This is a genomic window from Comamonas thiooxydans, from assembly GCF_002157685.2.
In the GTDB taxonomy this organism is placed as follows: Bacteria; Pseudomonadota; Gammaproteobacteria; order Burkholderiales; family Burkholderiaceae_C; genus Comamonas; species Comamonas testosteroni_H.
Map to the genome: position 1 here is coordinate 3798951 of NZ_AP026738.1, position 13775 is coordinate 3812725.

Sequence of the window (13775 nt, forward strand, 5' to 3'; positions counted from 1 at the left end):
ACTTGAATTCCTCTGCGGAGCTTCTTCTTTGCCTGATATTGCACCACACCAGCATATGAACGAATCGGGCCAATTGTTCGCACTTCAGCAAGCCATGACGCCTGCAGCATTGGCATGGGGTCTTGTTGATGTCCAAACATTGGAACTGCGCTTTGCCAATCCTGCATTGCAGCGCCTTCTGCAGCCCAGTCACCAGGCACCCGGCATTCCCGAACGCGAGATTCTGGAAACAGCCAGGCTGGCTATCAGGCAGTGCATGGAGACAGGCCTGGAAGCGACCGCAAACTTGCCCGATCACCCCGGGCTCTGGCATTTTTCACCGATTCAGGGCAATGGCACGGCAGAAGCGGTGCAATGCTATGTATTGCCGACCGAAACCTCGTTTCGTGAACCCGATGACGAACTCGGGCTGGGGCATGTCAACCGCTTTGAGGACTTTCTGGACCACCTGCCCTACCAGGTCTGGATTGCAACACCCCATGGAGAGGTGACCTGGCTCAACCGGGCCCTGCATGAATACGCCTACCGTGAAGTACGCCCCCTGAGCCTGCGCGAAGGCATCTGGATTGATATCGTGCATCCCGACGATCTGGCGACCGTCAACACAGGTCTGTCGCGCGCCCTGATCACCGAAAAGCCGACGGGATACCGGCTGCGCATCAAGCGCCATGACGGACAGTTCCACTGGTTTTTTTCGTCGCTGTCTCCCGTCAAGAATGCGCAGGGCAGGATTCTCTACTGGGTCGGTGCCAACCTGGGCATAGACAGCCTCCGGCAATCCGAGAATCAGCTGCGCGACCAGATCACCACGCTGAGCCACCAGCTGAGACTCAAGCAGCAGGCGCTGGATCAGGCCGAAACCTACCTCGCCCAGGCCCAGAAAATGGGCATGGTGAACCAGTTGTCTGCCGGTGTCGCGCATGACATGAAGAACCTGCTTTTCATCACCGGCCTGCATGCCGGCATGCTGGAAAAGCAGCTGGGTGAGCCCGAGCAGCTCGAACATGTGGATGTGATACTCAACACCATTCAGAAAGCGGGCAGCCTGGCATCGCATCTGACCGGGTTCAGCAGTCGCAAATCCATGCAGCTGGCCGCTGCCGACCCCCGTGCACTGGTGCAGGATCTGGAGCCTCTGCTGAGCAAGGCCGTCGGCCACAACGCTGAACTGCAGCTGCACATGGCGTCCAGCATCTGGCCCATCAGCGTGGACAAGCTGTATTTCGAGAACTCACTGATCAATCTCTGCATCAATGCGCGTGATGCCACCGAAGAACACGGCCAGATCACGCTGACCGCAGAGAACGTGCTGCTCAAGCGCGCCAGCCATGCGGGTGACTACGTAATGATCAGCGTGGCCGACAACGGCATGGGCATGAGTGAAGAGATCAAGGCCCGCATCTTCGACATGTTCTTCACCACCAAGCCCGAAGGCAAGGGCGCGGGCCTGGGTCTGCCCATGGTCAAGAACTTCATGGACCATGTCCAGGGTCTGATCGAGGTGGAAAGCACCCCAGGCCTGGGCACCATCGTGAGCCTGTACTTTCCGCGCGCACAACCGGTCGTGCCGCAGAGCCCGCAAGCCTCGGCCCCGGCGGGCCGGCAGGAAACGATTTTGCTCATTGAGCCCGATCTGGCCACGCGCAATGCCATGGCCCAGGTGCTCTACGGACTTGGTTATCAGGTCGTGACCGCCTATCTACCCGAAGTCGCGCTGCGCTATATCAACAGCGGCATGAAGGTGGATCTCATCATTGCCGCCGATGAGTTTTCCGGCGCCTTGAGCATCGCAAAAATGCAGGAAAAGCTGGCCCGTGAGCATGTTCTCATTCCGCTCATCCTCATGACCAGCAGCGAAGAGGCCGAAGTGCCGCATGCTCAGGAATGCCGCTATGTGGTGCTGAACAAGCCCATGGAGATTGGCGAGCTGGCACGCACCGTACAGCGCATGCTGCATCCGGACTGCACGACGCCAGCCGATCTGCCGGCCGTCTGAGAACGGTTCGGCCGGGCCCACAAAAAAGGCGCGGCTGCTTTCGCTGCCACGCCTTGCTTTCTTTTCAGTAGCAGGGCCAGCCGGCTCAGGCCTTGATCGCAACGGCTGCGGCCAGGCGCTGGCGCAATGCCTCATAAAGACACACACCGCTGGCCACGGACACATTCAGGCTCTCCACCGCGCCCTGCATGGGAATGCTGACCAGCGCATCGCAGGTCTTGCGGGTAAGCTGGCGCATGCCATCGCCCTCGGCCCCCAGCACCAGTGCCGTCGGTCCGGTCAGATCCATCTGGTAGAGATGTTTGTCGGCATCGCCGCTGGTACCGATGATCCAGATGCCGCGCTCCTTGAGTTCCTTGAGCGTGCGGGCCAGATTGGTGACCATAAAGTAAGGCACGGTCTCGGCCGCACCGCTGGCCACCTTGGCCACGGTGGCATTGATGCCGGCCGCATGGTCCTTGGGGGCGATCACGGCATGCACGCCGGCACCGTCGGCTACACGCAGGCAGGCCCCCAGGTTGTGCGGATCGGTCACACCGTCGAGCACCAGCAGCAGCGGAGCTTTCACCCCCTCCTCCTCCAGGTCGTCGAGCAACTCGTCGAGCGTACGTGTGTCCTTGACTTCTTCCACGCGCGCAGCCACGCCCTGATGGCCGTGAGAGCCAGCCAGCTTGGCAATGCGCAGGGCATCCGCCTCGATCAGACGCACACCGGCCTCCTTGGCACGATCCAGAAACTGGCGCATGCGCGCATCGCGACGCGAAGCCTCGAAATAGACTTCAATGATGGATTGGGGGGCGGTCTTCAGACGCACGCCTACGGCGTGAAAGCCGAAAAGAACTTTGGGGGACGACATGGGGCCACATTATCCCGGCGTTTACGGCAGACCTGAGACTCGCAGGGCCATGTCTGGGCTGGCAGCTGAGGTTTTCCATTGCCGCTACACTGCGCCCCCAACGGGCAAGGCGCCGGCTCATCAAGCAGCACCAGCATAGCTTTTTCCGAGTGCGAGTCTTTACATGAAGCTCCACTGCCACCCAGAACGACTGACAACAGGCTCGAGCCTGTTGCCCCTGCATTCACGCATATAGCCTCTTCATGTCCGGCATGAGGAGGCTTACGTGTTTGCATCCCCCTCCAATCCCATAACGAATACCCAGCATGCTCAACGCCTTGCTCGATTGGTTCAACCGCAGCAGCCTGGTGCTGCAGATTCTGATTGCCCTGATTCTGGGCGGACTGGTAGCCTGGCTATGGCCGGCCGCCGCCCAGTCGGTTTCCCTGTTGGGCAGCTTGTTCATTGCCGCGCTCAAGGCTGTCGCTCCGGTTCTGGTGCTGCTGCTGGTCATGGCGGCCGTCAGCAGCCACCGCCCCGGCCAGGAAACGCAAATCAAGCCCGTGCTCTGGCTGTATGTCATCGGCACGCTGGCGGCGGCCTGCGTGGCCGTTGCAGCCAGCGCGCTCTTTCCCTCGGTGATTCACTTTCGTGAAGCGCCCAAAGTCCAGAGCGTGCCCGGCGAGATCAGCCAGGTGCTGAGCACCGTCGTCCAAAGCCTGTTCGACAACCCCGTCAATGCATTGCTGAACGCCAACTACATCGGCATTCTTGCCTGGGCTATCGCGCTGGGCCTGGCACTACGCCACGCCACACCCACCACCCGCACCATGGTGGAGGACTTTGGCCATGCCATCACCCGCGTGATTCAAGGCGTGATCCGTCTGGCCCCCTTCGGCATCTTCGGCCTGGTGGTCGCCACCTTCTCCTCCGGCGGGCTGGAAGCACTCAAGGACTACGCCCATCTGCTGGCCGTGCTGGTCGGCTGCATGGTGTTTGTGGCACTGGTGATCAACCCAGTCATTGTCTGGACACAGACTCGCCGCAATCCCTACCCGCTGGTGCTGACCTGCCTGCGCGAAAGCGCAGTGACCGCCTTCTTCACGCGCAGCTCGGGAGCCAACATTCCCGTCAATCTGGCCCTAGCCCAGAAACTCAGGCTCGACGAGAACACCTACAGCATCTCCATCCCGCTGGGCGCCACCATCAATATGGCCGGCGCTGCCGTCACCATCAGCGTGCTGACACTGGCCGCTGCCCATACGCTCAATATCTCGGTGGACATTCCCACTGCCATACTGCTGTGCGTGGTCTCTGCGGTCTGTGCCTGCGGTGCCTCGGGCGTACCCGGTGGCTCGCTGCTGCTGATTCCGCTGGCCTGCAGCCTGTTCAACATCCCCAACGATGTGGCAATGCAGGTGGTAGGTGTCGGCTATGTGATCGGCGTGATTCAGGATTCGACCGAGACAGCCCTCAATTCCTCGACCGACGTGCTGTTTACCGCAGCCGCCTGCCGCGCCGCAGAGCGCAGGGCTGGACTGGAAGTCGCGCGCATCTGAGGCTTGAACTCAGAATCCACGGATTTAATAGCTGCAAGCGCTTATTTGATGAGCGCCAGATCTCCAAAAAGGCCTGTGATCACACAGGCCTTTTGGTTTTTCAGACAGAGCGCCCGGCTTCTATGGTGATGCTTCGATCACATTGCGCCGCAATCTCGCGGTCATGCGTAACCAGGATCAGAGTCGTGCCGCGCTCGCGGTTGAGCGCAAACATCAGCTCCATGATGGTCTGGCCCGTGGCGAAGTCCAGGCTGCCGGTGGGCTCGTCGGCCAGCAGCACGGCCGGCTCCACCACAAAAGCACGCGCCAGGGCCACTCGCTGCTGCTCGCCGCCCGACATCAGCCTGGGATAGTGATTGAGACGCTGGCCCAGGCCCACGCGCTCCAGCATCTGCGAAGCCCGTGCTCTCGCATCGCGCTGACCCGCCAGCTCCAGCGGCAGCATGACGTTTTCCAGCGCCGTGAGATTGCCCAGCAACTGAAAGCTCTGGAAGACAAAGCCCATCTTCTGTGCCCGCACCGCAGCCCGGTCGTCCTCGCTGAGTGCAAACAGATCCTGGCCCAGCAGGCGGACCGTGCCGCGACTGGGGGTATCGAGGCCGGCCAGAATCGACAGCAAAGTGCTTTTACCCGAGCCGGAGGCACCCACAATGGCAACGGTTTCGCCGGCAGTGAAACTCAGATTGATATCCCGCAAAATATCCAGCACGCCTGTGGAATCGCTCACCGATTTGGACAGCTGCTCAACGGCAATCAAAGGAATGGCAAGAGTTGTGGACATGAATCAATTGGATAGCAAAAACGTCAAGAGTCGCAGCCAGCACTTTGCACTGCAGCGCCGTCACTGTATCGCTGTTGCTCTGACGCTCGCCATTTCAGGGGCTTGCGGTGCGGCAGTGGCCTCATCGCCCGCCAGGAACAAGGAGCCGGCCAAGGCCGCTCCCGGCGCGAAACCCGGCCCGGTGCTGGTGCTTGGCGATTCTCTGAGCGCCGAATACGGCCTGACGCGCGGCAAGGGCTGGGTGCAGTTGCTTCAGCAGCGCATGAATGACGAAAAGAATCCGCGCAAGGTGGTCAATGCCAGCATCAGCGGCGAGACCACGGCCGGCGGCAGAGCGCGCCTGGCATCGCTGCTCCGGCAGCATGAGCCGGGCATCTTGATTCTGGAGCTGGGCGGCAACGATGCATTGCGCGGCCTGGCGCTGCAGAGCACGCAGCAGAATCTGGAAGTCATGATCAAGGCCGCCAGGGAGGCCGGGGCCCAGGTGCTGCTGGTGGGCATGCAGGTACCTCCCAACTATGGAGCGGCATATACCGAGCAGTTTGCCGATATGTTCAGGAGCATTGCCGACGCGCAAAAGCTGCCGCTGGTGCCGTTTCTGCTGTCGGGCATCGGCGATGCTGCGGACGCCGAGCGATGGTTTCAGAGCGACCGCATTCACCCCAATGCCCAGGCTCAGCCACAGATGCTGGCCAACGTCTGGCCCAAGCTCAGGCCTTTGCTGAAATAAACGGCGGCCGCGCGGCCTCAGTCGCCGCTACCTCCGCCATCGCCGCCGGAGTCACCGCTGTCCGAGCTGCAGACACCTTCGCCACTGCCCGAGCCACAAAAATAGCTGTCGTTGAAGACGTCGCTGCCGTCTTCACGGCTGCTTGCCGAAGTCCAGGCCAGCTGCGAATCAGCGCTGCGCCCCGGCACGCCGGACTGAGGCGAGAAGACTTTTTTCAACCAGTTCCAGAACTCCATGGCATCCCCCTCATTGCGCCTCAGGCAGCGATCTCCTTGCTTTCGGCGCGGACGCTGGCCTTATAGGCATGCCAGCTGGCACAGCCCAGCAGCGGCCCGATGACAATCAGACCCACACTGTAGAACAGCAGCGAGGCCGCGATCAACACGGTGATGATCAGCCCCCACAGCAGCATCACGCCCGTGTTGGCGCCCACCACGCGCATGCTGGTAATGCAGGCCGTCAGCGCATCGGTATCCAGATCGAGAATGGCGGGCAGTGAAACCACCATGCTGGCAAACACCAAGGCAGCAAATATCCCGCCAACCGCGGTGTAGCCCAGCAGGAACTCCCAGTTCTCGGGCCGCAGCAGGGTCTGCAGCAGGGTTGCCGTACTGGGCATGCCGGTATCGAACGAAATGGCGAACACCACCATGGCGGCGCGCCCCCAGAGCATCTCCAGCACCATCAGCACCATGACCAGCATGCCCATGCTGGCCAGATGCTTGTCCCAGCAGGTCAACGACTCCGACAGCAGAACGGGCTTGCCCTGCTCCAGCTGCTTGCTGACGTAGTACAGACCCATGGCCAGGAAGGGGCCGACCAGCAGACAGCCGCTGGCCATGGACATCAGATATTCGGGGCTGGAGCGAAACACCCAGGCCATCAGACGTGCCATGCCCCAGAAACACAGGCCGTAGAACAGCGCAATGAAGGGTGCGCGACGCACATCGCTCAGGCCCAGCAGCAGCCATTGCCAAGGCTCGCTCCAGCGCAATTGCAGAATCTGCAGATTGCCGGACTCGGCCTTGACTTCGGAAACAGGGGAAGCTTGCATGCGAGACCCTCCTTGTCGCCCGTGCCGCACCTCGGTGGCGGCCGCTGACAGGAACAAGTTACCCGCTCAACCTCGAATCTGCATTGCGGAAAGCCCGCATGCCAGCCCCCGCGTTTTCACTATTAAAACAAGAGCTTATAGCGCCCAGCTTTTATTGACTTCAGTCAATAAAAGCATTGGAATCGCTTCTCAACAATCGCTGCTAGCTCCTATGTAAATAGCTTCAACCAAAGGCCTTGTGCAGGGCCTGGGCCAGATCGGCCTGCAGATCGCTAGTATCTTCGAGGCCGATGGCAAAGCGCACCACGGTCCCTGCCTTGATATGGGGTGTGGCACGGCTGCGCATCTCGGGCAACTCGTAGGGCACGACCAGGCTCACCGGCCCGCCCCAGCTGTAGCCCAGCTTGAACAGGCGCAGGCTGTCGCAGAAGCGATCCACGGCCGCCTGATCGAAGCGCTCGTCGATAACCACGCTGAACAAACCGGCAGCCACGCCATCCTGGCTCTGGCCTTGTCCGCACAGCTGTTTCCAGCAAGCATGGCCCGGGGCGTCAGGCATGGCGGGGTGCAAGACCTGCGCCACGGCACTCTGGGCGGCCAGCCACTGCGCCAGCTGGCGTGCCGAGCGATCCTGTGCGTGATAGCGCAGACCGATGCTGGGCAGGCTGCGCAGCACGGCTTCGGCGTCGTTGCCGCTCACCCCCAGGCCCAGGCGCATGTGCGCGAGCTTGATACGCATATGCAGTGGCTGGTTGCGCGTGATGATGCTGCCCATCAGCACATCGCCGCCGCCGCTGGGGTATTTGGTCAGGGCATGGACCGTGACATCGACGCCCAGGCTGCCATCGCCCAGCAGGTCGAAGGGACGGAAAGCCAGACCCGCGCCCCAGGTGTTGTCCAACACCATGGTCACACCCCTGGCTCGGCACAGGCGCACCTGCTCGACGAGATCGGGAAACTCCATGGTTACCGAGCCAGGAGCCTCCAGCCAGACCAGCTTGGTGGCCGGCGTGATCTTGGCTGCCAGGTCTTCGACACACATGGGGTCGTAATACTGATGGCGAATGCCGAAATGGGCCAGCTCGCCCTCGGTCAGCGTCTTGTTGGGACCGTATACGTTATCGGGCACCAGCACCTCGTCACCCGTCCTGAGCAGCGCCAGCGACACCGTGGCAATCGCGGCCAGGCCGCTGGGTACCAGCAGGCATTGCAGACCGCCCTCCAGCGATGCCAGACGCTCTTCCAGGGTGTAGGTCGTGGGCGTGCCATGCAGACCGTAGGTGTAGCTGCTCTTGTCCAGCCAACGGCGCTCGCGCATGGCCTGCACGTTCTCGAAGTACACGGTCGACGCCTTGTGCACGGCCGGCTGCGGGCCTTCGAAGTCCGTCGGAGCCTTGTAGGGATGGTGAATCAGATGGGTGGAAAGCTTGTGGTCGGCTTGGGTCATGCCCTGATCTTAGTGCCATGCGAGCACAAAAAAGCCAGAGGGCTTACGCGCTCTGGCTTCATGCGAGATGCAGGCCGAAAGGTATCAGCCAGCCTTCACGGTCAGATTGTTGTTGACCGAGGTCACGCCCTTGGCAGCCTTGGCGATCTCGCCGGCCTGGGTCTTGACGGCTTCGCTGGGCACGGTGCCGGTCAGGGTCACTGCGCCGCCCTTGGTGTCCACATTGATCTGCAGAGCGCTGATTTCCGGAGCCTTGATCAAATCGGTCTTGACGGCAGCGGTGATGCCAGCGTCATCGAGGGCAGCACCCGCCTTGGCAGCGCCTTCCTCCATCTTGTTGCCAGCCTTTTCCATGGCGGCACCAGTAGCTTCACCAGCCTTGGCCAATGCATCGGCAGCTGCATCGCCGGCCTTGGCCGTACCTTCTTCAATCTTGCTGCCAGCATTTTCCGCAGCCTTCTCGGTCTGGGAAATGGCGGAATCGAGCTTCTGGCCAGCGGTCTTGTTGTCGTCGGACTTGCCGCAGGCAGCCAAGCCAAAGGCCAAGGCGGTAATGGCCAGAACTTGAGCGGAACGCTTGAACATAGTGGTCATATCGATTTCTCCCTTAATGCTTGCAAAAACATGACGGTCAACTGTAACGAACCACCATTTTGGCTCGGATACGAACTTTTCCCGCATCCCTGTAGGACAAATTTGTCCGAATTTGTGACATTTGATTAATAAATGTTTTCTTCTGTGATTTACAGAAACTCTATGCAAGCCATGCGCTAATCCGCAACCCCTTGCATGCGAGGATGGCGTGCAAATGCCAAGCCCAGCAGGGTAGCCAACAGCATCACAAAGCAGGCAAACAGGCTCACGGCCAGCTGGACGCTCCAGTGGTCTGCAATCCAGCCCACTGCCATCATGGGCAGCATGGAGCCCAGCAAACCGATGGTCTGATAGGTAGACAACATACCTGCCCGGTTGTCGGGCCTGGCAAGACGGCCCACCATGGTCATGCCGGCCAGCATGCACATGCCATGCCCCAGTGCCGTCAAACACACGCCCACGATGAACAGCAGCGTTGATCGCAGTTGCAGATTCAGCAACAGCATGCCGTTGCTGAGCACCAGCAGCGCCATGCCGGCAAAACCGCAGCGGTGCAGCGGCAGGCTGGCAGCCACCAGCTGAATGCCTGCAGAGACGAGCAAAATCACCGCAATGGCCGTACCGCTGACCACAGGGCCGCTCCAGGGAATCATCTGCTGCAGAAACAGCGGCGCCATGGAGGCATACAGCCCGAATACGCCAAACGCCACGAACGGGTAGCCGCAGGTCAGTGCAAAGGCCAGGGAATCCTCGCGCACAGGCCAGGTCAGCCGCGGCAGACAGTCCCGCCAGTGCAGGCGGCCCTGGGCCTGCCCCAGTTGGCCCGGATCCCGCCGCACCGACTCCGGCAGCTTGAGCGCGACAACGCCCGCCACACCGATGCAGCCCAGCACCAGCGGCACCAGATAGGCCGTCGTCAAGGGCTGAGGCAGCCACTGCCCCGCCACACCACCGATCAAGGGTCCCAGACCAAAGCCCAGCACATTGAGAAAGCTGGCCACCATGGCCACCCGCTGAGGCTGTAGATGGGTGCTTCCGCTGGCCGCCAGCAGTGTCAGGCCCGTGGTGGCGCTGATGGTGATGAGGCTTGATGACACTCCCACCATGAAACGCCCGACGATCAGGCTGGGCAGATTCCAGGCCAGCATGGAGATCAGGGTGCCCGCCAGCGTGAGACACAGAAAGCACTGCATCACGCGCTGAAAGCCGATGCGGTCAGGCAGGCGCCCCAGAAACAGCAGAGCGCACAGGCCACCGCACATATAGAGCACATAGATCAGCGAGATATCGCTGGGCCGCAACTGCCAGGCTTGCTGATAGAGCGCATAAAGCGGACTGATCAGCGCTGCCCCCAGCACTCCCACCACCAGGCCGAAGCCCACCCACCAGACCGAGGCCTGTGCCGTTGTGGCGCCGGCCTGCCATGTATTGCTTTGCGACATTTGCTGCCTCTTGATCGTGCCGGACCTGCGACAGGGACAGAGCGCACAGGCGTTCGTCCTGTCGCGCCGTCAGAGCGGGCCAGCCACTTGCTTGTGATGAGAACATTGTCTGCACAGCCGCATCGGCACGCATAGGCCAAACAAAGGATACATGCCCCAAACTATTTGCCATCAAGCACAGGAAGCTATGCTTTTTGACGATCAAAACCAGTATGCCAACGCATCAAACACCCGTCGCTATACTTTGCGCCCTAATGACAGCAGGATTTCCCGGCATGCGCCTGAATGCTTTTTTGCGCCCCTTGGTCTGTTTGAGTCTGCTTGGCCTTGCCGCCTGCGGCAGCAATCCCCCCAGCCCCGCAGCGACACCCGAGCCGCCCACCGCAACTACATCAGCCCCCCCGATCAAGATCGGCCTGGCGCTGGGCGGCGGTGCGGCCAAGGGCTTTGCCCACATCGGCGTCATCAAGATGCTCGAGGCCAACGGCCTCACGCCCTCATTCGTGGCCGGCACCAGCGCCGGCAGCGTGGTGGGTGCGCTCTATGCAAGCGGCATGAACGCCTTTGAGCTGCAGGAAAAAGCCGTGGCGCTGGACGAAGCCAAGATCCGCGACCTGCAACTGTCCGCTGGCGGTCTGGTACTGGGCCAGAAGCTTGAGGACTATGTGAATGAACAAGTCCACCGCAAACCGCTGGAGCAGATGGCCAAGCCCTTTGTCGCCATCTCCACGCGCCTGGAGGACGGTGAACGCACGGTGTTTGCACGCGGCAACGTGGGCCAGGCCGTACGCGCCTCCAGCAGCGTGCCGGGCGTGTTCCAGCCCGTCACCATCGGCAAGTACCACTATGTGGACGGCGGCATTGTCAGCCCCGTGCCGGTGGATGCCGTGCGCAATCTGGGTGCGGACATCGTGATCGCCGTGGACATCTCCAACAAGGCCAGCGGCAAGACCCCGGCCAATATGCTGGGAGCGCTCAATCAGTCGATTGCCATCATGGGCCAGAAGCTGGGCCAGGCCGAGCTGGCGCGAGCCGACATCATCATTCGTCCCAAGGTGCTGGACATCGGCCCGGCCGACTTCGCGCAGCGCAGCCATGCGATTGTGGAAGGCGAGAAGGCCGCCACTGCACTGATGCCGCAGATTCGCGAACGCATCGCCCAGTTGCGCGCCGAACGCGCCAAGGCCACTCAGGTAGCGCAGCAAAAGGCCGCCGAAGCCAGCTATCAGGACTGCCTGAAACAGCGCTCCAGCCTTCAAAAGCTGTCCGGCATGGTGGGTATGAGCGGCAACTGCGAAAAGCCCTGAGCTGAACCTGCTCCATGAGAAAGGCCCGCATCAGCGGGCCTTTTTTGCAGCGCTGCGAGGCTCAGAACGCCTCTTCCTCCAGCCCGGCACAGGTCATGTCGCGCGCCTTGACCACCTGCAGCCAGGCGCCGATGCGCGGCAACTCGTAATGGAAGAAGTAGCGCTGCGCCGCCATGCTGCCGCGGTGGGCGGCAATCGCCAGATCTTTGTCCATGGTCAGTACGGCCAGCGCCACATCCAGCCAGATCCAGGCCAGCACCAGATGACCGAAGGCCTGCATATAGGGCACGGCATTGGCCAAGGCCTCCTGGGGGTTGCCGCTCGCCCAGGCCGCCTTGGTGGCGGCGCCTACATCAGCCAGCGCACGCGCCAGTTGATTGGCATAGGTGCCCAGCTTCTCATGCTGCATGGCTCGCTGGATGGTGACGTTGATGCGTGCAGCCAGCAGCTGCAGGCCCTTGCCGCCATCCATGACGACCTTGCGGCCCAGTAGATCCATGGCCTGGATGCCATGAGTGCCCTCGTGAATCATGTTCAGGCGGTTGTCGCGCCAGTACTGCTCGACCGCGAAATCGCGCGTATAACCATAGCCGCCATGGATCTGGATCGCCAGCGAATTGGCCTCCAGGCAGAACTCGCTGGGCCAGCTCTTGGCCACCGGCGTCAGCACCTCCAGCAGCAGCCTGGCTTCTGCCGCCTGCTGTGCTTCGCCCGTGTACTGTTCGTCCACCAATCTGGCGCACAGCAGGTTCAAGGCCAGCGCACCTTCGCAATAGGCCTTTTGCGCCAGCAGCATGCGTTTGACGTCGGCATGTTCGATGATGCGCGACTGCGGCTTGCTCGCATCCTTGCCCCCCTCGCCTATGGGCCTGCCCTGTGGACGGCTTTGCGCATATTCGAGACTGGCGTGGTAGCCCGCCATGCCCAGCATGGAGGCCGCCATGCCGATGGAGATGCGCGCCTCGTTCATCATGTGGAACATGCATTTGAGGCCCTCGCCGGGCTTGCCGACCAGATAGCCGATCGCACCCGCGCCGCGCCCGTCCAGGCCTCCGCCATGCTGACCGCGCACCGGGTATTTGCCTTCGCCGAAATTGAGCAAGGTATTGGTCGTGCCGCGCCAGCCCAGCTTGTGGTTGAGGCCCGCCAGGGCCACGTCGTTGCGCTCTCCGGTCAGCCGCCCCTCGGCATCGACCAGCTTCTTGGGCACGATGAACAGCGAAATTCCCTTCACGCCGGCAATGGTCTTGCCATCGGCGCCGGGAATCTTGGCCAGCACCAGGTGCACGATGTTCTCGGTCATTTCGTGGTCGCCCGAGCTGATCCACATCTTGTTGCCCTTGAGGCGATAGCGCGGCCCCAGCGCGTCACTCTCATGCTCGACGCCATCGGGCTCGGCGCGCGTGGCGATATCCGACAGCGAGGAGCCCGCCTGCGGCTCGGACAAGGCCATGGTGCCCGCCCAACGGCCGTTGAACTCGTTGGCGGCAAAGACTTTTTTCTGCCGCTCGGTGCCATGGGCCATGATGGCGTTGGCATTGCCCGAGGTCAGCATGTTCGAGCCAATGCTGATCGAAGCCGCTGCGAAAAAGCAGTTGGCCGCAGCCTCCACGGTATAGGGCAGCTGCATGCCGCCCATCTCGTAGTCCTGGGCCGCGCTGAGCATGCCCGATTCGGCATAGGCTTCGCGGGCTTCATAGGTGCATTGAGGCAGGATGACCTTCTCGCCATCGAACTGCGGCTCCTGCAAGTCCACCGTGCGGTTGAAGGGCGCGTATTTCTCGCGCGCGATGCGCTCGCAGGTATCCATCACCGCATCAAAAGTATCACGCGAATGATCGGCAAAGCGCGAACGGCTGGTCAGGCCTTCGGCCTGCAGCCAGTCGTAGAGCAGAAAGTCAATGGTGGAACGCAGGCGCATAGATTACCCATCAAAACAGGCTTCATCGCTTATGGATAAAGCGCTTGAAGCTATCAATTTCACATATCCAGAGGAGAAAAAAAGCCGCCTCCTGCTCCCACCCCAAGGT

At 61.5% G+C, this 13775-nt stretch carries 12 protein-coding genes; 4 read left to right on the forward strand and 8 right to left on the reverse strand.

What is annotated here, in order from left to right; translation table 11 throughout:
- The first annotated feature begins 55 nt into the window (after positions 1-55).
- Complete coding sequence (locus tag CTR2_RS17640) at positions 56-1996, forward strand: hybrid sensor histidine kinase/response regulator (protein ID WP_087082253.1); 1941 nt, start codon at positions 56-58, stop codon at positions 1994-1996.
- Positions 1997-2081: 85 nt separating this feature from the next.
- On the opposite strand, the gene rlmB is transcribed toward CTR2_RS17640, so the two are convergent.
- Positions 2082-2852 (reverse strand): 23S rRNA (guanosine(2251)-2'-O)-methyltransferase RlmB, encoded by a 771-nt coding sequence (gene rlmB, locus CTR2_RS17645; protein WP_087082251.1) that lies wholly within the window; start codon positions 2850-2852, stop codon positions 2082-2084.
- Between the two features lie 305 nt (positions 2853-3157).
- Here rlmB and sstT point away from each other — a divergent pair, with 305 nt between their 5' ends.
- Positions 3158-4390 carry a serine/threonine transporter SstT gene (gene sstT / locus CTR2_RS17650; protein ID WP_003069469.1) on the forward strand — a complete coding sequence of 411 codons (1233 nt, stop codon included), beginning with the start codon at positions 3158-3160 and terminating at the stop codon, positions 4388-4390.
- A gap of 100 nt (positions 4391-4490) precedes the next feature.
- Here the strand turns inward: sstT and CTR2_RS17655 are convergent, their stop codons facing one another.
- Entirely contained in the window at positions 4491-5171 is a 681-nt protein-coding gene (locus tag CTR2_RS17655) for an ABC transporter ATP-binding protein (protein WP_003069470.1), read from the reverse strand.
- On the opposite strand from CTR2_RS17655, the gene CTR2_RS17660 reads away from it, so the two are divergent.
- The gene (locus CTR2_RS17660) at positions 5170-5901 is read left to right on the forward strand and encodes an arylesterase (RefSeq protein ID WP_087082249.1); all 732 of its coding nucleotides are present in this window, start codon (positions 5170-5172) and stop codon (positions 5899-5901) included. The genes CTR2_RS17655 and CTR2_RS17660 overlap by 2 nt on opposite strands.
- A gap of 17 nt (positions 5902-5918) precedes the next feature.
- On the opposite strand, the gene CTR2_RS17665 is transcribed toward CTR2_RS17660, so the two are convergent.
- The 5 genes from CTR2_RS17665 to CTR2_RS17685 form a co-directional block, all read right to left on the reverse strand.
- The gene (locus tag CTR2_RS17665) at positions 5919-6137 is read right to left on the reverse strand and encodes a hypothetical protein (protein WP_087082247.1); all 219 of its coding nucleotides are present in this window, start codon (positions 6135-6137) and stop codon (positions 5919-5921) included.
- Between the two features lie 20 nt (positions 6138-6157).
- Positions 6158-6955 (reverse strand): DUF2189 domain-containing protein, encoded by a 798-nt coding sequence (locus CTR2_RS17670; protein WP_087082245.1) that lies wholly within the window; start codon positions 6953-6955, stop codon positions 6158-6160.
- A 223-nt stretch (positions 6956-7178) separates the two neighbouring features.
- Positions 7179-8402, reverse strand: a complete 1224-nt coding sequence (locus tag CTR2_RS17675) for a PLP-dependent transferase (protein WP_087082243.1) — start codon at positions 8400-8402, stop codon at positions 7179-7181.
- Between the two features lie 84 nt (positions 8403-8486).
- Positions 8487-8996 (reverse strand): BON domain-containing protein, encoded by a 510-nt coding sequence (locus CTR2_RS17680; RefSeq protein WP_003069479.1) that lies wholly within the window; start codon positions 8994-8996, stop codon positions 8487-8489.
- Positions 8997-9172: 176 nt separating this feature from the next.
- A complete protein-coding gene (locus CTR2_RS17685; protein ID WP_087082241.1) occupies positions 9173-10438 on the reverse strand; it encodes an MFS transporter in 1266 nt (421 codons plus the stop codon).
- Positions 10439-10713: 275 nt separating this feature from the next.
- Between CTR2_RS17685 and CTR2_RS17690 the strand changes: the two genes are divergently transcribed.
- Positions 10714-11745, forward strand: a complete 1032-nt coding sequence (locus CTR2_RS17690; protein ID WP_087084525.1) for a patatin-like phospholipase family protein — start codon at positions 10714-10716, stop codon at positions 11743-11745.
- 61 nt (positions 11746-11806) lie between these two features.
- On the opposite strand, the gene CTR2_RS17695 is transcribed toward CTR2_RS17690, so the two are convergent.
- The gene (locus CTR2_RS17695) at positions 11807-13666 is read right to left on the reverse strand and encodes an acyl-CoA dehydrogenase (RefSeq protein ID WP_087082239.1); all 1860 of its coding nucleotides are present in this window, start codon (positions 13664-13666) and stop codon (positions 11807-11809) included.
- Positions 13667-13775 lie beyond the last annotated feature (109 nt).